This window comes from Falsiruegeria mediterranea M17, from assembly GCF_900302455.1.
In the GTDB taxonomy this organism is placed as follows: Bacteria; Pseudomonadota; Alphaproteobacteria; order Rhodobacterales; family Rhodobacteraceae; genus Falsiruegeria; species Falsiruegeria mediterranea.
The window spans coordinates 1-23670 of record NZ_ONZG01000024.1 but is presented as its reverse complement, the minus strand read 5'-3'; the positions used below and the strand labels follow the sequence as shown (position 1 = coordinate 23670).

20 protein-coding genes and 3 pseudogenes are annotated in these 23670 nt (G+C 54.1%); 17 read left to right on the top strand and 6 right to left on the bottom strand.

The genetic code is table 11. The features are described from left to right. Positions 1–490: 490 nt before the first annotated feature. On the bottom strand, positions 491–1018 hold the full coding sequence (locus tag TRM7615_RS24775; RefSeq protein WP_165821544.1) for an HdeD family acid-resistance protein: 528 nt from the start codon (positions 1016–1018) through the stop codon (positions 491–493). A gap of 321 nt (positions 1019–1339) precedes the next feature. Here TRM7615_RS24775 and TRM7615_RS24770 point away from each other — a divergent pair, with 321 nt between their 5' ends. The 9 genes and pseudogenes from TRM7615_RS24770 to TRM7615_RS24730 all read left to right on the top strand — a co-directional run. Further along, on the top strand, positions 1340–2881 hold the full coding sequence (locus TRM7615_RS24770; protein WP_108792657.1) for a phospholipase D family protein: 1542 nt from the start codon (positions 1340–1342) through the stop codon (positions 2879–2881). A gap of 95 nt (positions 2882–2976) precedes the next feature. Beyond that, positions 2977–4566: an MFS transporter gene (locus TRM7615_RS24765; RefSeq protein WP_108792656.1), complete on the top strand. Its 1590-nt coding sequence runs from the start codon at positions 2977–2979 to the stop codon at positions 4564–4566. Between the two features lie 455 nt (positions 4567–5021). Next, complete coding sequence (locus TRM7615_RS24760) at positions 5022–5984, top strand: AraC family transcriptional regulator (protein WP_108792655.1); 963 nt, start codon at positions 5022–5024, stop codon at positions 5982–5984. Between the two features lie 85 nt (positions 5985–6069). Continuing rightward, the gene (locus TRM7615_RS24755; protein WP_165821543.1) at positions 6070–7068 is read left to right on the top strand and encodes a DUF1254 domain-containing protein; all 999 of its coding nucleotides are present in this window, start codon (positions 6070–6072) and stop codon (positions 7066–7068) included. A gap of 140 nt (positions 7069–7208) precedes the next feature. Further along, a complete protein-coding gene (locus TRM7615_RS24750) occupies positions 7209–7619 on the top strand; it encodes a hypothetical protein (protein WP_125133752.1) in 411 nt (136 codons plus the stop codon). Positions 7620–7631: 12 nt separating this feature from the next. Further along, positions 7632–8387, top strand: coding sequence for a DUF1214 domain-containing protein (locus tag TRM7615_RS24745; RefSeq protein WP_108792652.1), 756 nt, complete (start codon positions 7632–7634; stop codon positions 8385–8387). A 43-nt stretch (positions 8388–8430) separates the two neighbouring features. Next, positions 8431–9858, top strand: a complete 1428-nt coding sequence (locus TRM7615_RS24740; protein WP_165821542.1) for a DUF1254 domain-containing protein — start codon at positions 8431–8433, stop codon at positions 9856–9858. A 60-nt stretch (positions 9859–9918) separates the two neighbouring features. Further along, positions 9919–10959: a mechanosensitive ion channel family protein gene (locus TRM7615_RS24735; RefSeq protein ID WP_108792650.1), complete on the top strand. Its 1041-nt coding sequence runs from the start codon at positions 9919–9921 to the stop codon at positions 10957–10959. A gap of 209 nt (positions 10960–11168) precedes the next feature. After that, positions 11169–11557 (top strand): annotated as a pseudogene (locus TRM7615_RS24730) (transposase); the annotation flags it as partial. A 296-nt stretch (positions 11558–11853) separates the two neighbouring features. Here the strand turns inward: TRM7615_RS24730 and TRM7615_RS24725 are convergent. The 4 genes from TRM7615_RS24725 to TRM7615_RS24710 form a co-directional block, all read right to left on the bottom strand. Further along, positions 11854–12051, bottom strand: coding sequence for a hypothetical protein (locus TRM7615_RS24725; protein WP_108792648.1), 198 nt, complete (start codon positions 12049–12051; stop codon positions 11854–11856). A gap of 270 nt (positions 12052–12321) precedes the next feature. Then, positions 12322–13623, bottom strand: coding sequence for a type II toxin-antitoxin system HipA family toxin (locus TRM7615_RS24720; RefSeq protein ID WP_108792647.1), 1302 nt, complete (start codon positions 13621–13623; stop codon positions 12322–12324). Position 13624: 1 nt separating this feature from the next. Continuing rightward, positions 13625–13876 carry a helix-turn-helix transcriptional regulator gene (locus TRM7615_RS24715; protein WP_108792646.1) on the bottom strand — a complete coding sequence of 84 codons (252 nt, stop codon included), beginning with the start codon at positions 13874–13876 and terminating at the stop codon, positions 13625–13627. Positions 13877–14015: 139 nt separating this feature from the next. Then, on the bottom strand, positions 14016–14879 hold the full coding sequence (locus TRM7615_RS24710) for a hypothetical protein (RefSeq protein WP_108792645.1): 864 nt from the start codon (positions 14877–14879) through the stop codon (positions 14016–14018). Between the two features lie 602 nt (positions 14880–15481). On the opposite strand from TRM7615_RS24710, the pseudogene TRM7615_RS24705 reads away from it, so the two are divergent. After that, positions 15482–15682, top strand: a pseudogene (locus tag TRM7615_RS24705) (integrase core domain-containing protein); the annotation flags it as partial. A gap of 36 nt (positions 15683–15718) precedes the next feature. Here TRM7615_RS24705 and TRM7615_RS24700 read toward each other — a convergent pair. Further along, positions 15719–17053: a tetratricopeptide repeat protein gene (locus TRM7615_RS24700; protein ID WP_108792644.1), complete on the bottom strand. Its 1335-nt coding sequence runs from the start codon at positions 17051–17053 to the stop codon at positions 15719–15721. A gap of 144 nt (positions 17054–17197) precedes the next feature. Here TRM7615_RS24700 and TRM7615_RS24695 point away from each other — a divergent pair, with 144 nt between their 5' ends. The 7 genes and pseudogenes from TRM7615_RS24695 to TRM7615_RS24665 form a co-directional block, all read left to right on the top strand. Continuing rightward, the gene (locus TRM7615_RS24695) at positions 17198–17506 is read left to right on the top strand and encodes a hypothetical protein (protein ID WP_108792643.1); all 309 of its coding nucleotides are present in this window, start codon (positions 17198–17200) and stop codon (positions 17504–17506) included. 4 nt (positions 17507–17510) lie between these two features. Continuing rightward, positions 17511–18965: a guanitoxin biosynthesis MBL fold metallo-hydrolase GntH gene (gene gntH, locus TRM7615_RS24690; protein ID WP_235824214.1), complete on the top strand. Its 1455-nt coding sequence runs from the start codon at positions 17511–17513 to the stop codon at positions 18963–18965. An 82-nt stretch (positions 18966–19047) separates the two neighbouring features. Next, positions 19048–20157: an HlyD family secretion protein gene (locus tag TRM7615_RS24685; RefSeq protein ID WP_165821540.1), complete on the top strand. Its 1110-nt coding sequence runs from the start codon at positions 19048–19050 to the stop codon at positions 20155–20157. Continuing rightward, complete coding sequence (locus tag TRM7615_RS24680; protein ID WP_235824213.1) at positions 20154–20873, top strand: ABC transporter ATP-binding protein; 720 nt, start codon at positions 20154–20156, stop codon at positions 20871–20873. The genes TRM7615_RS24685 and TRM7615_RS24680 overlap by 4 nt, the downstream gene beginning before the upstream one ends. Further along, entirely contained in the window at positions 20873–22276 is a 1404-nt protein-coding gene (locus tag TRM7615_RS24675; protein ID WP_108792640.1) for an ABC transporter permease, read from the top strand. The genes TRM7615_RS24680 and TRM7615_RS24675 overlap by 1 nt, the downstream gene beginning before the upstream one ends. Before the next feature lie 18 nt (positions 22277–22294). Next, positions 22295–22948: a DUF3299 domain-containing protein gene (locus TRM7615_RS24670; protein ID WP_108792639.1), complete on the top strand. Its 654-nt coding sequence runs from the start codon at positions 22295–22297 to the stop codon at positions 22946–22948. 183 nt (positions 22949–23131) lie between these two features. Continuing rightward, positions 23132–23326 (top strand): annotated as a pseudogene (locus tag TRM7615_RS24665) (IS5/IS1182 family transposase); the annotation flags it as partial. Positions 23327–23670 lie beyond the last annotated feature (344 nt).

Here is a 23670-nt window from a genome sequence, read left to right as displayed (position 1 = left end):
GGTGGCTTATTTTGGGGATGGCCCAAGGTTGACCGCCACGGTCAGGGATGTTGGGCGGACCAAACAAAAAGAATGATGTCTGGATCGGGGTGAGCGGGCCATCGGCCCGTTGAACCTCGGTTCAGTCGATTGGAATTTGTTGCCCGCGCACCAAAGCGCGGGCTCGTCTCCATGTTCGGGAATATATTTTTTTCAGACCGCCGGAAACGAGGAGCCTTTCATGCTGAACCACCTGCAGCCGACATTGAAACTTCTTCGAAATCAAGTATTTCGTTGCGCTGCCGCATGTCCGCTTGGAGCCCAAAGCGGTCATAGGTAACCTGATGCTTTAGGTCTACGTGAGCTGGGTTGGTGTAAGGTATCTACAGCACAACGAATGTCGACCCGCTTAACAGATTTACGGCCGATGTTGCGGATGTGAATTACGCAACACCAGCCTGGCTATCAGAAACGAATTACCTGGCTAAGGAAAGCCGGAGTTAAGGCTTTCTCAGGTGGATTGCGCCTCTTCGCCGTCGTCGCTGAATGCCATCGCGAGAGAAGAGATGCCGTCAGAAATTAGTTCAACTCCCAACAAGATGCCAAGAGCGGAAACTGCGGAAACCGGCCAGTTCATGAATATGATGACCGCCAATGCAACAGATGCGATACCGGAGATCAGAACGGCCCAGAAAAATCTTCGGTCTTCCAGGGCGAAAGATAGAACGATTTTCGCCATACCTCCGAAGAGGAACAAAATTGCGAGCATCGTCGTCAGCGCCACCATACCCTTGAGCGGATGTCCAAGAATTGTGATGCCGAGGAATACTGCCAAGGCACCAAGTAAGACTGTCCAAACCTTTGCACCGGCGCTTTCCGCTCGAAATCCAGTGACGACTTGAACGACACCCAGTGCTACGAACACCCAGCCAACCAAAATAGTTGCGAAACCACTAGCCAGCACTGGGTTCGCCAAAGCATAGATGCCACCCAGAATCGAAATAGCCGCCAAAAGAATCCATAAGATTTTGTTTTTCATTTTCATGTCCTTGCTCGCTACGCACCCCAAATTGTCTTCTAAAATGCGGACGGAACAAGGAAATCCACACCATCGTAGTAGCGTTTTTTGTGCGATGTTGTTGCAATACATCACTACTCGGAAATCAAAATTCTTTGCCTTGTCTGAGGACCAATAAGGAGCAATTCTCTCATAGACGAAGAGAGAATCTCAATTAATGTGATATTTGATCGGCAGGCTATGCTACCTCAGACAAAGCTAAATTGGCATTCTTGAATACTCAAGGTTGCGTATGGCACAGTTTTCGCGAAATTTCTTTCGTCTTCGACTCAGGGATGTTGCATGCGTCTAGTGAAAATTTTCGTTGTAGTTGCCGCAGCTTTTGCGTTTTGCATTCTACTTTTGAGATTGGCTTACCCTTTGCCGACATCCAATTTTTCGCATCAGACCTCAAAGGAGCCGCCATCATGGGATGGTCCGCTTGGGCAGGTAATTGATGCTGCGATGTCTCGTAATCCCGGAAAAGATGGTGTCCGCCCATTGCGAAATGGCGGTGCTGCGTTTGCAGCGCGTGCAATTCTTTCTAGGGACGCGGTATCGTCAATCGATGCGCAGTACTACATCTGGCAAGATGATATCACCGGTCTAATGCTTCTTGACGAACTTAGATCAGCTGCACAACGAGGCGTTCGCGTACGGCTACTGGTTGACGATAACGGAATAAGCGGGCTCGACGAGTTGCTGGCTGAACTTGACGATATGCCGACGGCAAGCGTGCGCCTATTTAATCCGTTCACACTAAGACGTCCCAAATTGCTGTCTTACTTTTTTGACTTCAATCGACTGAACAGGCGAATGCACAATAAATCCATTACATTTGACGGAGTAGTTACAATCGTTGGTGGCCGCAACATCGGGGACATCTATTTCGATTATGGATCTGGCACTCATTATTTGGATGTCGATGTAATCGCCATCGGACCCATTGTTGAAGAAGTCTCCAATGCATTTGACACATATTGGAACAGCGGTTCAGCATATGATGCCGCGGTAATTCTGCCTCCATCAAAGGAGAAGAATCTGGAAAACTTGGCAGATGTAGCAAGAGACTCAGTCGCCGGTGTTGGCTATCAGAAAGCCATTGAGGAAAACGCATTAACCACTGGACTTGCCGAAAAGACATTGAAGTTTGAATGGAGCGACGTCACTCTTTTTGCGGATAGCCCATTAAAAGGTTTGGGTGAAACAAGTGCTGAAGATTTAATGGTTGAGCGTCTGATACAAATAGCTCAGCAATCCAAATCATCTGTTGATCTCGTGTCCGCCTACTTCATACCTGGAAAACGCGGAGCAGAGATTTTGGAAAGCCTAGCTCGATCGGGTGTAGATGTTCGCGTTTTGACAAACTCGCTTGATGCCACCGACGTAATGCCCGTTCACGCCGCATATATGGGTTATCGTGAAGATTTGTTGAAAAGTGGGGTTGAACTGTTCGAGCTTCGCGCTCTGAGGGAAGAACATGGCGAACGCAGCCTTCCCGAGATACTGGCTGGATCTGCATCAGGATTACACGCAAAGGTTTTTGGTTTCGATCGAGAAAGGGTTTTCATCGGGTCATATAACCTCGATCCGAGATCAGCTCAGCTGAACACAGAAATGGGTCTTCTAATCGAAAGTCCGTCTATCGCGGCCACTCTTGGATCGCAGATTCAGCGGCCAGAAATTTCTTATCGGGTAATCCTCTCAGACGACGGCACTCTTAAATGGACAATGGAGTCAGATTCTGGGGAAACGAAAAGCTACACATTCGACCCTGAAACCACCAAGCTTCAAAGAACCCTAACCATTTTTGCCAGATGGTTGCCTATCGAATGGATGTTGTAGGGAAGTTATTGGTCGTATCAGAAAATCCGTGCATTGTGATGAACACTCAGCTAACCTTTTAAAAAATCTACAAAGAGTTTTGGAGTTCGGTTACTATGCGCAAGTGGATGGTGCTGTTAACACTTTCTCTGTCAATGTTCATAATTGTTATCGATACCACGGTTATGAATGTCTCGATTTCCGCTCTCGTGGTTGATCTGAACACTTCGGTAACTGGCATCCAAGCTGCAATTTCTTTGTATGCATTGGTGATGGCATCTTTCATACTCATAGGGGGCAAACTTGCCGATGTGATTGGAAAGAAACGGACCTTTGTGCTTGGGCTAGCAATCTTTGGCGTCGGCACAGCAATGGCGTCAATCAGCACATCGTTGATGATGCTGATTATAGGTTGGTCCGTGATAGAAGGTATCGGATCAGCCCTGATGATGCCCAACATTCAAACCATTCTTCGCGAGGCATACGAAGACAAAGACCGAGCCACGGCCTACGGTGTAATCAGCGCAGTAGGGGCTGTTGGGGCTGCTATGGGCCCCATTGTCGGAGGCTTCCTTACAACTTACTACAGCTGGCGGTGGGCTTTTCGATTGGAAGTCGCAATTGTTATCGTTGTTCTCGTTTGTTGCCGATACATATCAACCGAACTTCGTCAGGGAAGCCGCCCCAAATTCGACTTTATCGGTGCTGCGCTTTCGATCTTCGGATGGTCGACTATTGTGATGGCGGTATTGCTCGGACAAAGCTACGGGTTCTGGGTGGCAAAGCAGCCCTTCGTTATCGGTTCAATGGAGCTGGCTCCGCTGGGTCTCTCAGTGGTTCCCTTCGTGTTTCTAACTGGGGTTACACTCATCTTTGTGCTTTTCAGTTGGACAGCTGGACGGGATGAACAAGGCGGCGTCGCAATTTTTCGACCATCGGTCTTTCGCACCGCCGGATTGAAAGCAGGCATTGCTGTTCGGTTCATTCAGATGGCCGTAATGGCGGCATTCCTATTTACGATGCCATTGCTGCTCCAACTCTCGTTCGAGTTCACCGCAATGGAAACCGGTTTGGCTCTCATTCCGTTTTCACTTGCCTTGTTGGTTTCAGCTCTCGGCGGCGCAAGGTTGTCAGCTCAATTTTCAGCTCGGCTAATAATTCAAACGGGGTTCTTGCTTGCTATCGCAGGACTTATTTTGATCGCTATTACTGTTTCGCCGGATGCAGAGCCCTCTGATATGGCGACCGGAGTGGTATTTGGAGCTGGAGTTGGCTTGATTGCATCTCAAATACTAAACTTGGTGCTTTCCTCTGTTGCTCCAGACCAAACCGCAGAAGTATCGGGCTTGAACGGTACGTTTGAACAGTTAGGAAACTCAATAGGTGTGGCTTTGGTCGGTACTATTATGCTTGGCACACTAACAACAGGACTGCAGGATCGCGTTATGGCCTACCCGGATCTCGAGGCCGAAGCAAAAGTCGAAATCACGCAAGCGCTCCAGAATAGTGTCGAGCTAGTTTCCAGCAGCCAACTGGCAGAAGCAATGCAAGATGCCGGAGCCAGCGTTGATCAAAGCGCGGTGATTCTTAAGGCCTACGGAGAGGAGCGTACTCAGTCATTTAAGATCGGTGTGTGGTTTCTAGTATTTCTATCTTTGTTAGGCTTGATTGTGACCCGAAGTTTACCAAACCGTAAACTCGTGTGATTTGCTTTCGCCCGAAAACATTTCTGGTACAAAAAGTTCCAAGAAGCCGTTTGGACAAAAACTGATTGTCCGAGAAACGCAATCCGCTGCTCTCTTTTTACGCATAGCGGGCACTCAGACAGATCGCAGCGAACGACTACTCCGAGCCCTTTTTCCCGAATGCTGCGGGTTGCATCGGAGGCGGCTTATCCCAGTCCCGGACGTTCGCTGCGAGTGCAGATTTTCCACCGTCGTTCTCGCGGCATCGGTCAACAAGGGCGGAGAGCCGCCGCTCGCTGCGAACTTTCTGTAGGACCGGTTTGGCCCGGGCGGCCTCGGACTTCGGATACTGTCGACGGGCTCCAAAGACAAAGCTGCGGATGCACTCCGTGAAATCGGTTCTTTGGGACCATGACCCGCTGTTGGGGCTTCCCCTCTGACAGGATTTTGGATTTCAATGCGTCCGGGAGGGTAGGATGGCGAATCGGCTCGCAAGAAAAACTGACTGGCAGACGCTATCCGTGTCGAAGATCGAGGATCTGGCCGATGCCGTGCTCGGTGCCGGCCTGTCCGCCGAGCAGTTCGACAAGGCCCCGTTCCGTGCATCTCTGGCCTTTCGCTGTTCCAATGGCGTGACGACCACATCGGGCATGCTCATGGGGCGCACCCTTCTATCCGGGACGCTGTCGAAAGACCAACTCACGCTCGGGCTCGGTCTTCATATGCCTTGCGGATCGCGGCACTGGATGAAACCGGTCGAGACCGGCACGGTTGGGGTCTTTCGCGCAGGGGATTATCACGAGGCCTACTACCTTCCGGGCTCGCTGTATGTAGGCCTCACGATGTCACCGGGAACGCTGGCGGCGGAGGCAGAGCGGGCCGAGATCCATCTAGACCCGGTCTCGCTGGAAACCGGACATGCGGGTGCAATCCTTCCAAAACAATCCACCACTGTCTTGCAGCGGGAGTTCGCGGCGCTCCATCACGGAGACAGCGCGCATCTCGGGGATGACGGCTATTCTCCTGACACGGCGACATTGCAGGCATTGATCCGCCACCTGGGACGTGCGCCGGTTCAACACCGTTGGAGCCGTAGTGGGCATGGCGCCCTCTATATCGTGGCACGCGCACGAGACTTTATCGAGCAGAGCTTTGCCGAACGGATCGGCATCGATGATATTGCCCGGGCGACCGGAGCATCGCGTCGTTCCTTGCATCGCGCCTTCGCTGACATCCTTGAGGACACACCGATCCGCTACCTGAACCGTCGCCGGCTGCACAATGTCCGGCGGATCTTGCTGGCGGATGGAGAATTGTCCGTAACGCAAGCGGGGAGCCTGAGCGGCCTCAGTGAGCTGGGCAGATTGTCGGTGAGTTATCGGGCGCTGTTTGGCGAGTCGCCCTTCGAGACAAGACGAAGGATTTGGTCCGTTCGATAGCGCCCGGATGACGATTGGCACAATCTGCATAGATGCGCGTCTTGTTCTGACTACCTTTTGTCATGCGAACAAGGAGAAAAAGCATATGAAGAAAACAGCACTTCTTTCCGGGACCTTTCTGCTCGGTGCGACAATGACAATGGCGGAACCGGTCACGATGGAAAACTACGTCGTTGCCGAGACCGATTGGTATTTCAACAACCAACAGAACGCTGCGCCGGTCAACACGTTTACGCACAATGGCCCGGTCAGCAAGGACGCGCAGGATGTGATCCGTTCGAACCGGGATGTCATGTACTCGCTCGCTGTTGTCGACATCTCTGCCGGTGCAACCCTGACGGTCCCGCCGCGGGACGACTTCCAGATCATCCACGTGATGGACGAAAACCACCTGTCTCATTTCGTGATCCCCGCCGGCGAAAGCCGCACGATCACGCCCGAAGATGTCTCCGGCGGCACCCATGTCTACCTTCTGGCCCGTACGAAGATCACGGACGACATGGAAGAGTCTCTTGCGGCGCAACGCGCGATGGTGATCGAAGCGAACTCGGCAATGCCCTATCCGGAAAAAGGGTTTGACGTTTCTGAAGTCGAAGCTTTCCGCAACGGGCTCGTTGCCGACTACGCCGCCGGGAAAGTGCAGATCATCGAGCACGAATCCTTCGGCGAAACCATGGAAGATGTCGATCCGACCAGCTATGTCTATGCGGCAGCCGTGGGCTGGGGCGGCCTCCCGTCCACGACGGCTCAGTATCTGTCAGCCGTTGCCGGACAAGGCGATACGTCCTGCCAGCGATACACACTTCCGAAACCGAACCTGGACTGGGACGCCGGCGGCTTTTTCTCCCTGACCACCTATGACACGGCCGGATGGATCGTCGAGGACGATTTCTACATTGGCCACGAGAAGATGCAGGACGACGGAGACACCTACTCGATCTATCTCAACTGCCCGGACCAGCCCAACAGCCTCACCGTGCAGGAAGGCTGGACCGGCATTGTTCGCATGTACCTGCCGATCGATGTGCGGGAGACCATCGATTACATCGGCTCCATCCGTGGCATTCAGCCCGAAAAGCTCTAGACTCCTTCCGAGCGAGCCAAAACCTACCACAACAACGACATGCCATGAGGGACTGAGAGATGATGAGAAACCAAATCCTGGCCAGTACGGTCTCGTTCGCACTGACTCTAGCGACACCTTTGCAGGCGCAGGAAAATCCGATGGCCAAAGCTTGGTCCGATTTCGCGGAAGATATTGCTGCTGCAGGTCCGTGGCTGATGGAACAGGAGGGGCTCGCCGTGGATGACCCACAGGTTGTCGCCAATGGTTACCGTTATTTGGCGACACTTTTGTACGTTGGTCTGGACGTCCATCTGTTGAATCCAAACGTCGACCTTCCGGAGTGGACGGTTACTTTCGCACCGCATGCGCCGTATGGCGGCGATCACCGTGACGGCGTATATCACACCACACCGGTAAACCCTGAAGGGGTGTATCGAGTAACCGGGACACCTCGAGGCGGCATACCCGCCTCCGCCAATATCCAGACGCAGGACGGTTGGTGGCAGCCGGGGCGCGCCAATGACGTGTTGGAAACCCTCGACATAATGTCGTTGGAACAGGATACATAGGGTGGCTTCGAATTGATCGTTGGTGGGCCGGAGCGGGAAGCGAACTGGCTAAATCTGGCGCCTGATGCCACCCACATGATGTTCCGTCAATACATTGCCGACGACCGCGTCCAGAAACTCTATGACATCACAGTTGAACGGATTGACGAGCCAGAATCCTTGCCAACGGCTGCCGAGATGCAGGAAGAGTTGGCTGAAAAGCTCACGAACGCAAGTGGCTTCATCCGCCATATGGCGGAACCCTACATAAAGATCAGTCGCGGGACACTTGCTAGACCTAACGAAATGTTGCCTCTTTCGCCCGAAGCGCGCGGTGCACTAGGCGCCAATTCTGCCAATGCATACTGGCTTGGCAGTTGGGATTTGGACGAAACCGAGGCTTTGTTAATAGAGTTCACTCCGGTTCCCGCAGAGTATTGGTCCCTTGTCGCTCACAACACTTGGATTCAAGCCTTGCCGCAAACCCAGATGCAGATGCAACTAAATATGCTTGAAGCGAGTCGGGACGAGGATGGCAAGGTTCGGTTCGTAGTTTCCCACTCCGATCCTGGGTACGCCAATTGGTTGTCGACCGGAGACTTGCGCCGCGGTTTCCTGGCGCTCCGGGTGACGAACAAGCAGGGTGAGGAAAACGTGGCCGCTCACAAGGTAACACTCGACGAACTCGCAGCTGAAATGCCGGACAACAGTCCGATGGTGTCTTCCGACGAGCGTCGTCTCGCAGTGGAAACAAAGCGCCGGCAGATACTTACACGCTATGGCCGCTGAGATCGGGTCACAGTCCAACTGGAATGTTCAAGGAGCTGAAAGAATGAACCGAAATCACAACCTGATGCGCATGGCCTTGACGTGCTGCATGCTGGCTGGACCGGCATTGGCTCAAGGTACGACGCAAACGAGTTCCCCCATCGGCCAGGAAGAAATCGAACGCGACCGTTTCGACCGGAGAGCCATGGAGGCAGGAACCTGGATCATGCCCCAAGTGATGTATCACCAGATGGCCCAGGGCGCTTTCTCCACCTTCGGAGGCGACGAGAAAACCATCTACTTCTACGGCCAGCCAATGACGTGGAAGGCCCGGATGGTCACGGGCAATAACAACTCGCCCTATGTGCACACGTATCACGACCTGTCGAAAACCGGTCCGATGGTGCTCGAAGTGCCTGCAGCGACGGAAACCAACTCGTTCTTCGGCACATTCCTCGACTCCTGGCATCGCCCGATCATCGATGTCGGCCCTGATGGCGCGGACGAAGGCAAGGGCGCAAGATATCTCGTCGTTCCAAAGGGCTACACGGGTGACACCGACGGCTATATCGTCGTGGAGCAGGACACCAACAAGGGTTACATCTCCTTCAGGTCTCTTACGGAGTCGACCTCTGCAGAGGATATGGCGAAACATCAGGATTATGTTCGCCAGCTGAAGTTTTACCCGTTGGACGCAGAGACGACCGAAACCAACTTCGTCGAGCTCGATGGCGATATCTACGAGGCGACCATTCCGTTCGATCTCCGCTTCTGGGACGCAGCAAACGCGATGGTTCAGTCCGAGGTAATTCGCGAGGATGAGAAGGCGTTTTACGGGATGATGAAGTCTCTCGGCATCGAGAAGGACCGGCCTTTCGATCCTGATGACTCCGCGCGCGAGGCGCTTGAAGGTGCGGCGCAGCGACTGCATGCCGAAATGATGAACGATGTCGTCTATTTCGCACCCGAGCTCTGGCCTGGCCAGTCGCGCTGGACCCTCCCTGTGCCCAATGAAATGATGACCACGGAGGCGACCTATATCAGCCCCAACTGGAACGACTACCAGTCGAGAGGCGCGACATTCTACTTCTACTTCGCCCCGGCGGCGTCGCTCGCTGACAGCACATCGACCACCTATATCAAGGGCGCGCTGGACGCCGAGGGGCGCAAGCTCAATGGTAGCCATGACTATGAGATCGTCATTCCGGCTGATGTCCCGGCACGTCGCTTCTGGTCGATGCTGACCTATGCCACCAGGGACGGATCCTACATCTACGGATCGGAACGCATCGGCATTGCCTCGAACGAGCCTGAAACGGTCACGAATGATGACGGGACAACCACTCTGCGCTGGTCGGCTTCCTGTGACGGTAAACAGAACTGCATGCCCGTGATCGAGGACGAGGAGTTCTTTCTGTTGTTCCGGCTCTACGGGCCCGAAGCGGCCTTTTTCGACAAGAGCTTTGTTTTGCCGGATATTGAACGTTTGTGATAGCCCGCGCATGACCAGCCTGATCTCTGTGGGCCTCTATGGATTTGGAAGGATAGAAATTTGGAAGACAGTGTGGCCTCGAGTTTCTCAGCGCAGGCGGGTGTTCTGCTCGCGGCCACGCTTCTTGCCGTCTTTGTTGTATGGAGGCTCGTTCGGCTCTCCAAACCCGTTCAGGCCTTCCTGAAGCGCTATCCTTGGGGCAGCGCGCTCATTGACCTGGTTCTGTTTCCTGCCGCCGTCTTTGGAGCAGGCCGTTTGCTCGGGGGGCTCCTCGGGTTAATGGACCTTCCGGCCTGGCAGGAAGGGGTCCGGGAAATCACCGAGTTGCTGATTATCCTGTCGATCTCGTCCGGCATCGCGAGGCTGATCGAGCTTTGGTTGGTTTTTCAGAACCCCGAGCAAAGATCCGAACGGCGTGACACCAAGCTATCGCAACTGGGCAGAACAGTTCTGTTTGGTCTTTGTCTGTTCGTCGGATTTCTCGTCTACCTCTATTCGAACGACCGGGTCCCGACGGAGTTGTTCCTGTCCGCGGGCGCCCTGGCGGCCGTGGTTGCCTTCGCCATGCAACAGACATTGGGAGACCTGTTTTCCGGCATTGCCCTCAGCATCGAAAAGCCGTTCAAGATCGGCGACTGGCTCCGTTTCAGCGATGGCATGGAGGGTGAGGTCACAGATATCAACTGGCGGGCAACGCGGCTCCGCGGATGGGACAACACGACCTACGTTGTTCCGAACGGCCAACTCTCTCAACAGAGCTTCACGAACCTGCACGGACCCGAGCACCTTTTTGCGCCCTGGTATCTGGTGAAAGTTTCCGGCGACGCCGATCCCCATGATGTGAAGGCCTTGCTTGAACGGGCCGCGTCACATTGCGACACAGTTCTGCAAGACCCCGCGCCTGTCGCGCGCCTGATGGACGGCACGTCCAACCCGTATACTTACATGGTGTGGGTCCATTTTTCGAACTACCCGGCGATGTTTGCCGGCCGAGAACAACTCTATGGCGAAATCCACAGGACATTGAAGGGCGAAGGCCTTCAGATTTCGGCCGAAATCCACGAAATCCGGCATCGCGCCGTTGGGACTGAAACCGGGTAACTTGCAACCTTTCCGAGAAATACCTGCAGCCTCATAGCCGACATACGCGGTGCCTCCAGGGAATGGCCGGACCGGGCTGTTCACGCGCTCCAAATTCAGGCTGCGGTTGCGACCTGGCGCAGATGCTCAGAGTCCGGTGTGCGCAGTCGGGTTTTGCACTGATTTGGTGGACACCTAGAATAGGCGCATTGCGCGTCTGGAGGTGTCGAATGACGAAGCCGAAGCGATACAAGCGCTACAGTGCGGAGTTCAAGCGTGAGGCTCTGCGCAGGGCTGCTGAAGAGGGGATGACGGACAAGGGTGTCTGCGAAGAGCTGGGGATCAGCACGCGTCAGTTTCGGCGATGGCACGGTGAGATGGCGATGCTGGGGCAAGATGCGTTCCGCGGCAACGGCCGGTCGCGCGATCAGGAGGTTGCTGCGCTCAAGCGTGAACTGGCCCAGGTGAAGAAGGAGCGCGACTTCCTAAAGGAAGCGGCGGCGTACTTCGCCAAGTTGTTGAAGTGAAGTACGCCTGTATCGATCGCCGTCGCGACCACTATCCGGTGCGCATGATGTGCAGGCTGTTGGGCGTTTCAGCCAGCGGGTTCTACGCCTGGCGAATATCTTGGCAACGTAAGCCCGGCTGACTTCGAAGAGCGGTCAGTCGGTTCTTTTGAAACTGTCCGCTGAAACGGGGCAAGACTAGTCTTCGGACGCCTCACCCATCGGCGCCAACGGCCGGACTGTCCCGCAGAGGACCAGTTCCGCCAACTGCCGATTATGCACTTGCGGCGAAGGTCCGGTCTGAGGAGTTGCTCCGATGCGACATCGGATACTTGTTGGAGTCCAATTGACAGCGATCCACACTCAGCTTCGGTTTTTCCGGGGCGGAAAACCCGCCCCGGCGCACCGGTCACTCGGCAACCGGATCGTCATCGCGGCGTGGGAAGGCGACCATTTCGACGTCGGGGAACATGCTGTGTTTGACGTTGATCGACGTGATGTTGCTGCGGTCGTCGGTGTTGACGAAGAGCACGCCGCAGCGGTCCCAGAAGTTCTTGCCGTCTTTTTCACCGGATTTGACGTTCAGTTTCAGAGTTTGAGTAGCCATTGTTTGATCCTCATTTTGAGTGTTTCGATGAACACGACCAACGCGGGCACCAAGGAGATGTCAGTTGAAATATTGGGTCGCGAGGAATGCGCTGGCACAGGGGAATATTCCTGTTGAAGCGGTGTCCACACCGCGTCTTGCACGGCTGCCCGCTTATGTTCAGCAATCAGAAACACATCATTGAGGAACTGCTTATGGCTACAGCAACCTGATCTGATTTCGCTTGACCCGGAAAAGACGCATCTTCGCACCAGTCAAGCGCGACCAGTTTCAGTTCAACAGGTGCAACCTGGCCTTCAGCGCGCCATCGATCGAAGCAAGCAACGACTCTGGGAAATCCGCTGGAAGCTGGTTGAACGTGGCCTCAACGATCGCGTGCGAGGTCTCCTGCAGTTCTTCGAATAGGCCCTGTACGACAGCGCGGGATAAGCCGGATTGAACTCCGGTCTCCACGATGTGCCGACCAACGATATTCGAAACCTTGTAGTGGTTTGAGTTGCCGAAATTCATGGCCAGTTTGAAGTACTTTCGCTCGATCTGTCGCGCATCGACAGTCGGCTGCACCGTCAAAACGTCGTAAAGCGGTGTCATGCGAAAGCGACCGCCGGGTAAGAGGCTGACGCTGAAGTTTTTACCATGTCCGTCTGTCGCGCCCAGCAACCAGAACAGGACATTCGCTTTGAAAAAATCGTACCGGTCTTTGTTGGGGTCATCACTTCCCAACAATAGATCCATGATATCTGAGATTCCTGGGCCGCCCTCGTTCTGGTACTTCTGGGTAGGCACAACGGACAATGCTTGACAGCAATCCTCCTGCGGCAGACGGATCAAGCGGCCATCAGACGTCCAGCGCCGATCAAAACGCTCAACCACCAAGGCTTGCTTGTCGCCAAACTGAGCCATTTCAACATTCGCAGCCCGAAGCCCAAACGCTTCCATCAACTTCAGGCAAAGGTATTCGTTTTCTACACTGTCAGACAGATCCATGCCATTGGGCAGCCTGCCGATTTGCGGCTTGATGATGTGCGTGGTTGGCGTCGTGCCGGTTGGCTCTATCCACTGGCCGTCTTTACGAAGCAGAGCCGTTTTTTCCTGCGCGCCAGCGACAGAAATTCGGAAGTCGTTCTCACGGCGGATCCCCAGTGGTGCTAGATCGAGGTCGCTCAAAATGGCCCCAATCTTCGCCTCGTCGACAGGTTCTCCAGTCAGCTTGGTCATTGGTTGGGGCTCTTGCCCGTCGGGCAGAAACTGCAGCGCACCAATACAGTCGCGCCCGATTTGCGACAGCAAGCTGAAGGCATCGACTCCTTCAGCCCCTACGCGCTCTGCGACCCTTCGGCGAATGAGGTCACTGTCGGGCAACAGGTTGTCAAAGACGGCCATCACAGGTGCGCCGCTGTACCGGTTCTCCTGCAACGGCAACGACAACGAGACCGGCATCCGGTGCTCCCATTCGAGCCAGTCACGTGCATAGGCGAAACTGACGCCGCCCGAGGGCTCACGCACCAATTGACCCACGAGCCGCGCGTTCAGGAAAACGTTCAGCGGTATGTAGCTGCGCTTGCGGCCCATGTCAGAAGATGTCCTCTAGTCCGTCTGATGTGCCTTTGCTGCGCTCGGCCACCGTAATTTCGAGCTCCAAGGCCGCGATCAAATCGAATACTGTTTCCAGCTTGGTTCCGCCGCTGCCGTTCTCGATCTTGGAAATTGTCTCTTGCCAGACACCGCTCATCGAGGCGAGTTCCTTCTGGGTAAGGTTCTTTGCCTTCCGAGCCTGTCGAATTGCGTGGCCCAAGTTTTTTGATGTACGAACGAGGTGCTTCATGGCGGTTCTCCTGCCATCGTATATGACCCCTGGATCATAAATTGTCAATATGATCTCCAAATCATAAAGCCGTAATATGATCTGAGCATCATAAATCTCAACAGCATTGGTAGCTGTCTTCCAGACTTCGCCAATGCGCTCATGCCTGCAGCCCCGCAGCCCGAACCTGTTCAGGCGTCACCAGCTTTGACGCGATCAAGTCCTCGATCTGGCGGTTTGTGATGTGGCGGCACAGGGGGTGGCGCTCGTGGATCCACTCGGCGAGGCTTGCACGGCCTTTGGCTTCGGCCTCTCGCGCCTTCTCGCGGTCGGCCTGCACCTGGGCAAGCCCCTTCTCCCACCGGCGCATCTTGAACCAGTTGTCTGAGAAACAAACCTTGCTGCGCGTATAGCCCTCGCTTTCCTTCGCATAGGCTTTGACCGCCTGAAGCAGGTCATCGGGCTCTACCCCGGCCTTCAGGGCCGCAGCGATTAGGCGCAGACTGGTTCGCCGGTCTCGGATCCTGTCTTCGGGATAGGCTGCAAGAATCTTCTCAACTTCAAGATCTTCAACCTCCGCCGCCGCCTCGCGCCTGCGCGTTGGTGGTTTATGGATGGTTTTAGGATGGTTTGGGGTCCACCGTGAACCCCGTACCCCGTTCACCGTGGACCCCGTACCGGGTTCAGGCTGGACGGGGTTCACAGTGACCCCCGTCTCAATGTCGGGCTCTGCCGTGGGCTCGAGCGCGGCCACGCGTTCCAGAACGATGCGGTAAATAACGGTGTAGCCGTTTTTGCATTGCCGCCGCCCCGTCTCGATCAAGATGCCTTCACGCAGGAAGTCGATGATGGTGCGCTTCACCGTGCTCTCGCTGAGCTCTGTGTGGCGCTGGATCGTCCCCTTGGAACACCAGATGCCCGAGCCGTCATCGCTCGCCTTGTCAGCCAGGAACATGATGATCTGCTTGCGCGCGGCGCTGCCAAAGCGGCGCTCGGCGCATTCATTTGCGATGCGCCAGCTCATTGGACCACCTCGCCAGTCAGAGGCCACGAAAAAGCCGACTGAGCGTTTGCGGTGTGGCGCTGGCTCATGCTAATGTGCTTCGAAAGCTGACAGGCTTTTTCTATTTGGCCCCGGTTCACAGTTGCCGCTGTGACGGGGCCTTTTTCGTTTTGAACCGGCGAATTTGGCTTTGAAACTTTCGCTTTTTGTTCACTTTTTGTCAGGGGGTATTTTGCACCCCTAAGCCGTTGTTTTTGCAATCTCTCTTTCTGGATTGCAAATCCGTGTACACCGGTTCGATTCCGGTACTCGCCTCCATAAATTCCCCCTAATACGCTGATTTTAAACTACAATAATTCACGCCAAAGCAAATCGCACTCAACCTACCCGCCCAAAATATTTGTCCATGTCGGATCGGGCACTTTGCGACCAACACAGATGAGATGGCTCTGAAATCTTAGGGCGGTCAACAAGTCGCGATAAGGCCTAGCACCGCAAGTAGCACTGGCGGTTAAGCTGAAAACAACCATCGGCGGCAGGTGTTCGGCTTTTTCACATTACAGAAAAGACCGTAATTGATCATAACCGCAGGCACCCGTGGACTGGTCCGGACACACGGCGTAGGATACTGCGAAAGCTTCAATGGCCGGTTTCGGGACGAACTGCTCAACGGGGAGATCTTCTATACCCTGCGTGAAGCCCAGATCCTGGTCGAAGAATGGAGGAAGCACGACAACGCCAAACGACCACATAGTGCATAGGGCTATCGCCCACCGGCACCAGAGGCCATCATCCTGATGGAAAGCAGGCCAATCATCCACTAACAATCAACTTGGACCAGTCAGATAAGGCTGCTCAGGTCAATCCGATACATCCCATCCCGCGTCCTGCAAAGCGGTAATCACGCCTTCAGGTAATTCAGGGCGAGAGTAAAATGCGCCCAGAACCAGCCTTGGATTGAACTCCGGCCAGGACCCCTTCAATTGGTTCAGCGCTTCCTTCGCTTCTTTCAGTTCACCCAACCTCTGATAGGCGGCCGTCATGTAGACCAAAGAGAGCGCGCTGACAGGGTCACCATTGTCACTCGCATATTCCAGAGACGATACTGCTTCTCGAAATTTCCCAAGGTGAAAGCTGGCCACGGCGTGAATGTTGCGATGCGCAAATTGGTGACTTCCAATTTCTCGCGGATGGTTTGGGTCACTAACGGAATAGGCTTCTTCAAAATGGCCCAGAACCAGTAATATCAAGCCGCGAAAGTCCAGAACGTTTCCATCATTGGGTTGAAGCGACTGTGCCAGCTCTGAATACTCCAGGGCGCTGTTGTAGTCCCCAGAGACATAGGACACCCAAGCTAACGCGGATTGGCTCCAGCCACTTGAAGGGGCAATATCCACTGCTTTCAGTGCCATGGCACTTGCGTCCCTTTTCAGAGCGTCACGCTCCGTCTGGTTTCGCGTTTGAAGGGATTGGGTTCCAAGGCTGTGCGCTAAGCCTGCATATCCACAATAGAAATCGGGGGCTTCTTTGATGGCCATACGAAATACATCGCTAGCCAACATCTGGTTATCGATACTGGCAACAGGAAACAGCAGGCCACGACCTTGATCACAATAGTTAGAAGCTTGTACAGCCGCAGGTGACTTACCGGCCAAAGCTTTCCGCTCAAGCGTCCGCGCAGGTGTCTGGGAGTTGGCCGCAACGGTCAATTCCGAGCGATCAACCCAATAATAAACCAAGGCCATGGCCCCGATTGCGACGACGGGAATAACAATCGACCAATACGGCCTTGACCTTACTGCTGAATGATCAACCTGGACCGTTTCACATGGCCTCGAACAGTCCTCGAACCAAGGCGCATACCCACCACTGTCAATGTGGATACGCGTATCGTCATCGGCACCAAACGTCTCGTAGTATTGCTCAAGTTTCCGTCGTAACCGCCCTGCATCGACGCGGACAACGTTAATGTGGCCGTCATCACGGGCAAAACTCTTGAAGTAAACATCCTGAGCAATCGTTTTACCAAGAATAGCTTCGGATCTACCTGCAATAGCCTCTTCAACAACATAACTCAGGAAATTCCGCAGGCGTTCCGCTTTGGCGAATGTGTCACTTTCCAAGATCCGAAACAGCTCTTCCCTGACGCGGGATGCGTGTCGTTCCGGGTCAAGGATCAATGTGCTGCCAGACATTGGAAGTCTCAAGTTTCGCTGAATTTTCAACCCCATAATGTAGAATGAATATTTGAATGTCACCCTAATTTCACGGTGTAATCCTTCCGCGACACGCGTTTTGCCCCAAGGCTGGCACCCAGAATGGAACCAGGTTTAAGGACGATGACGGACGTTAATTTGTTAGAGCTCGTTTTCCCGGACCACACCAGCCGCATCCATCAAATGCGGAGGAACCTTAGTGGGTTTGACGTGCTCTGCCAGGACTTCGATTTGCTCTCTGATGAGTTGAAAAAACACTCCGCAAATAGCAGTTCAGCTTGCCAATTTCCAACCAATCCCATCACCGAAAGTCTTGACGGATTGGTTGAAGAAATCGCCGAGCAGCTTTCAGAAGTCGTCCATTCCCAGGTTGTCCCTAAAGCCATTTCAGAAGTGGTTCCCGTATTTATCCAGGCACGCGCAAAGGACTGAGAACATGTTGCAAGACAGGTGGAAGAAATCGGCAAAATCAATTGGCGCGCTCGCTGCCGCGGCGACATTTCTCGCCACGAGCGCGTTTGGTGAGGCTCCTCCGGTACAAGAGCCCTCATCCCAAGAAGATATTAAGGCTGCGCTGACCGGCGGTGTCCCAATGGGGCGCTGGAAAGAGGGGCTGACATTTGAGGGCATCTCGCCGCAACCGTGGTTGCAAAGCGCTGCAAACTGGTTCCCACGCACTGAAGACGTGCAACCCAACGAAATGCGTATCATTTTCATGGGGTCGGCGCCGTTCATTCGCCCGGGGCAGATGAACACGGCAATTCTTGTGGAGCTGGGCAACGGCAAGATTTTCATGTTTGACATTGGTGAGGGTTCGCCAGCGAATATTATTGCCAGTGGCTATGCACTGAATGAAATTACCGATGTCTTCATCACACACCTGCACGTGGACCACTTTGGTGGGCTGCCATACCTTTGGATGTTCGGAACCTGGGCCGGCGGGTGGCACGAACAGCTGACGGTGCACGGCCCGTCTGGTCGCACCAAAGAGTACGGCACCGCAACAATGGTAGAAGGCATGAAAATGATGACCGGCTGGCACCGGGATGCGTTCAGTGTCTTTCCCGTTGGCAAAGGTTGGGACATCGAAGTCAACGAGTTCGATTTCCGTGACAACGGCGGCGTGATCTATGACGAAGACGGGGTCAAAGTAACGCATTGGCAGCGAAGCCACGCCAAGGACGGTGCGTCCGGATACCGGATGGATTGGAATGGCATGTGCTTTATCTGGACAGGTGACGGTCGCCCCAACATGATCGACATTCCTTTTGCGAAAGGCTGTGATGTCTTCGTCACGGAGCAGCAGCAGGAAATCATCGAAATCTCATCCGGAGTTCAAGGCGTGCCGCCGTTCCTGGGGCGCTACACCGTCGATACCCATCACACACCTAGTTATGCGGCCGGCTACATCGCCAACCTGGTACAACCCAGGCTTCTGATGAACACCCACATGAGCTATGACCCCTATCAGATCGAGGAAACCGTGGCCGAGATCCGCGAACACTGGAAAGGGCCCTATCACTTTGGCGCACCTGACGGGATCGTTGTTAACGTCACCAAAGATCAGATCTGGGTTCGCGAAGGGATCCTGCCCGATTATCCGAACTCGCGAGCGCCACAGTTTGACTTTAGCAATGGTCAGTTGATTGTGCCCAAACCCCCGCATCGGCGCGAAGACATTCAAGAACCTTACGTCCGCGATATGGAGATTGATCCGAAGCTGTACTATCCTGAGGGATATCATCCTGAGTTGCTGACCGAGTGGCCAGTTGACGACGATCTTGTTGTGCCGCTGGATGCGCTTCCTGAGAACCTCAAGGAAAGCATGGGCGCAGCGTGGCGCAACCGTGAAGCCAACCGGAAGGTGTTGGAAGAACAAGGCGACAACTAGATCGCAATGACAAAGTTACGGCCTCCCGACAACTCGGGCGGCCGTTCATCCGTGAACCTGACACGACGGGAAGGATTGGATCTTGTTAATCGTACTCGGCCTCTATTTTGGAATAGTTTGGCTCGTATTCTCCAAATTCCAAATTCTTCCCTGGAATGGGTTCTGGAAATCTTTGGTTTACGGTGTTGCGGCGGTTATCGCTCTGGTGGTCATCGGTGCGTTGAACCACACAACTCCAACTGGCCCGGTATCGATTCAGGGTGTTTCAACTAACATCGCTCCAAACGTGGCTGGCCCCGTGATCGAAGTGGCTGTGGAGCCTAACCAGAACGTCACAAAGGGCGAGCCTCTGTTCAGGATTGATGACGAAGTCTACAGAGCTGAGGTCTCCCGGCTGGAAGCCGCATTGGAAACCGCAAAATCATCCGCCGATCAACTGCTATCAGATTTAGCCGCCGCCGAGGCCGAGATTGACTCCTTAACCGCGCAGCTGACTTTCGGAATTCAGCGTCGCGATGACATCGTTCGACTGGAAGAACGTGGAGCAACTACCACCTTCCAGCTGCAAGAGGCTGTCGCGACCATCGATCAGTTGACCGCGAATATTCGCGCTGCCGAAGCCCGAAAAACCAGCCTCGAGCGGCGTATCGCAGCGAAAATAGACGGACGAGACGCTGCCGTTGTTGAGGCCGAACAATCGCTTGCGAAAGCACAGTGGGACTTGGAACAAACGGTTGTAAGAGCGCCAGGTGACGGCATTGTTTCGGCTGTGTCATTGCGACCCGGCAATCGCGTCACACCGTTTCAAGGGGCGATCACTTTTGTTGACCCCGGCGACTATGCGATTATTGCCACCCTGCCTCAATCCAGCCGAACCAATGTCTCGGTGGGTGACGAGATCCGTCTGGCATTGAGAACGGAACCCGGCAGGGAAATCATTGGCCGCATTTCTGATTTTGCTGTCGGAACCACTGAAGGCACCCTTGATCTAAGATCTGGCCTTCCCTCCATACGCGAGCTGGCCGGGATTTCCACCTATGTCGTTCGGGTTGAACTGCCCGCGGATGCAGACAACACGTCAGTGCAGTTTGGTTCGTCGGGAACAGCATTGGTCCTGACAGACAAGGCCGGAGCGATTGGTGTGCTTGCCGAGGTCTTGTTCTGGGTTACAAAGCAACTCAACTACCTTTGAAAAATCAGGCCAAGGCATCTGTTTCATCAATGAAAACTGTCGAGCTCAAATCCTTGGTATATCGGTGGTCGGATCAGTCCGATCCTGTTCTCTCAATTGACAACTTCAATTTGGACGCCGGGGAATGCGTGTTTGTAAAAGGCCCCAGTGGTAGCGGAAAGACCACGTTGCTGTCGGCAATTGCTGGTGTGATTGATGTGCCGCAAGGTTCCGTTCGCGTCGCAGGTTCGGACATCGGGGCTTTGGTCGGAGGTGACCGTGACCGTTTTCGCGTGGATCATTTGGGGATAGTTTTCCAGGTCTTTAACCTTTTGCCTTGGCTGAGTGCGCTCGAAAACACGCTGCTGCCGTGTCGGTTTTCAGCACGGCGCCGTGATAAAGCAGGGTCAGATCCCAAGGCCGCCGCGACCAGGCTGCTTCGTGAGTTGGGTCTTGAGGACGCAGGGCTCATCAATCGACCCGCCAGCGCACTAAGTGTCGGGCAGCAACAGAGAGTTGCGGTTGCGCGGGCTCTAATCGGGGCACCCGAAGTTGTATTGGCTGATGAACCTACGTCGGCGCTAGATGAGGAAACCAAAGAAACGTTTGTGCAGTTGTTGCTTAAGGAATGCAGAGCATCGGGGGCGAGCCTGCTATTTGTAAGCCATGATGGTAGCCTTGAGAGACGCTTTGACCGGAGCATTGAATTGCCGATGCTTAACAAAGGCAATTCGTGATGTTCGACCTCTGTCTAAAAAGCCTTCTTAATCGCCGTTTTGTTGCCATGTTGACTGTTCTTAGCATCGCTTTGAGCGTCGCTTTGATTGTTGGGGTTGAGCGGCTGCGAGCAGAGGCTCGAGCTGGTTTTGCCAATTCTGCATCAGGCATCGACCTGATCATCGCGGCACGCGGAAACGATGTGCAGATCTTGATGGCTACGATATTTGGTGTTGGATCAACCGGCGCCGGTATCAGCTGGGACAGCTACGAGATGATCGAAGAACTGCCCCAGATTAGCTGGACAGTGCCGATAATGATGGGTGACAACCACCGTGGATATCCGGTGATTGGAACGTCGGAATACTATTTTGAACACTTTCGTCATAGTGGCGGCCAGCAACTGGTATTTGCTGAAGGCGTCCCATTTAAGTCTCCAGAAGGCGCAGTAATTGGAGCAAAAGTTGCTCAGGCGTTCGGGTACACGACAGGAACGGAAATCGTGAATGCCCATGGCTCAGGGGAAATTGCCTTTGATGTTCACGACGAAGCACCTTTCACAGTGACCGGCGTGCTGGGGCATACTGGGACGGCCGTCGACCGAATGGTCTTTGTCTCGCTCGAGGGATTCGACGCCTTGCACAAAGAACCTGCATCAAAGGTTGCTGACCCTTTCGTTATGGTCGATGCACCTGAGGCCGCCGAAGAACACGAAGACCATGACACCGCGCATTCCCACAAGGCAGATCATGCGGACAGCGAATTTACGGACGAGCATGTGAAGCATGGTGAAAGCCATGGACATGACGATGACCATGCGCAGCACAGCGACCCTGATGAGCACGATCACGGTGGCCATGATCATGAACCGGCGACCATCAACGCGATTTTTGCCGGGCTTGAGGAGAAAACGGCGGTGCTTTCCATTCAACGGCAACTGGCAGACCATCGCGACGAGGCACTAACTGCTGTTCTTCCTAATGTCGCGCTGTTGCAGCTTTGGTCGATTACCAGGACGGCCGAGACTGCACTGCGTCTGATGGCAGGCGCTGTAGCAATGGCTGGAATAATCGGTATGGTGGTCATGTTGTCTGCTTCGCTCGACAACCGGCGGCGCGAATTTGCGATTCTTCGATCCGTGGGCGCAACACCAGCCGGCGTCTTTTCCCTGATCTTGCTTGAAGCCGTTTTGTTGTTGTCGGCGGGCATCGTGCTTGGAGTAATCGCACTCAGCGTCCTTACGCTGCTGATAGATCCGATTCTTGCCGCAAATTTTGGGCTGCGCATCGGTGTTGGCCTGCCAAGTGTTCGCGAGGTTCTTCTCATAGCCCTCGTTTTCTGCTCTGGTCTTCTTGCCAGTATTATACCTGCGCTAAGGGTGTACCGTATGACGCTATCAGACGGGCTGTCGGTGCGGCTTTGAATAAGAGGACCCTCTGATATGAAGACCATTACGCACTTTCTGAATATCTTGTTCGCCCTTGCTATTGCGGGGCCTCTTCTTGCTGCGGATCCTCGCAACATAAATTGGCAAGATCTCCTTCCTGAAGAGCGGCCCTACCACGATCCATTTGCCGCCCTAGAATATTCTCAGATCAATGCGTTGGCCATGCTTTACCGGATTGAGGTTCTGAATTCGGACACGGCCGATGACGAGAAACGCGCCGAAGCGGTTCAGATCCGCGAAGATCTTGTATCTCAAGGCCTTGACCCAGATTGGTTGTTTGAACAACGCGAAATAGTGATGAACCAACGGTTGATTGCCGCGCGCGAACCGAACCCCGATCTTCTGGGGGAAAACGTGCGTCTTCCCGGCTACCTCCTTCCCCTGGATATTGTCGACCAGAAGGCGGTGGAATTTCTTCTGGTTCCGACAGTTGGAGCCTGCATTCACACACCTCCTCCTCCGGCCAATCAGATGGTCTATGTACGATATGAACAAGGCTTCGAAATCGAAGAATTGTACAAACCCGTCTGGATCAGCGGTGAAATACGGGCGCAAAAACGGTCACAGTCCCTGAGCTATGTTGATGGACAGGCCGATATTGAAACTTCATATGCGATGGACGCTTTGTCAGTAGAGATCTATGAGTGACCTGTAAGGAAAGTGGTCCGTACTATGACTTTTACCGGGATGCATCCCAGTGCCGTGCGCCAGCGTAAGTGCCGTTGATTATTGTAGGTGTGGCGCAGAAAACTCCTTCTGAAGCACTACGATGATAGAATAAATTGCAGTCTTCCGCACCGGTACCTCCATTGCGGATCATACCAGCGTTACCGTGCGGCTTGGCGAAGATGGAACGGCTACCACCGCCGAAGCCGGGTCGAAAGCAAGATGAACGGCATCAACCTGCTTGGTCAGTCACTGATGGCTCGAGACTTCGACCGCCAGGTCGCGGAGCTGCAAGCCCGCATCGCGGTGCTGAACGGCTATACCGCCCTCGGCAGACCCGTCACAGTGGCCGTAGGATAAGTCCGTCCGGGGAAACGGGAAATCCGCTCAGAACCTGATTTAGGCAACAAGGCCCTTCGTAAGCAGCCATTCCCGAAACACTGAAAATTCAACGTTTTTAACGATATGACCTGATGCCCGGACATTCGGCTGTTCGGAGCGGTCATTGGGCTACGGACGACCGCACTGAGCCCAAAGGCGACCTCGATGAAAGTCGCAGCATTCGGTAAAATGGGCTGATTTTGTTGAAAAACTGATACTTGATCGAGGCATGATCTGCTGATTCAATTCTCTTATTGATTGGGAGGATTGGCGATGATGGGACCCAAGCAGGAAGCGCAGGCGGCACTGTTTTACGAGTTCTC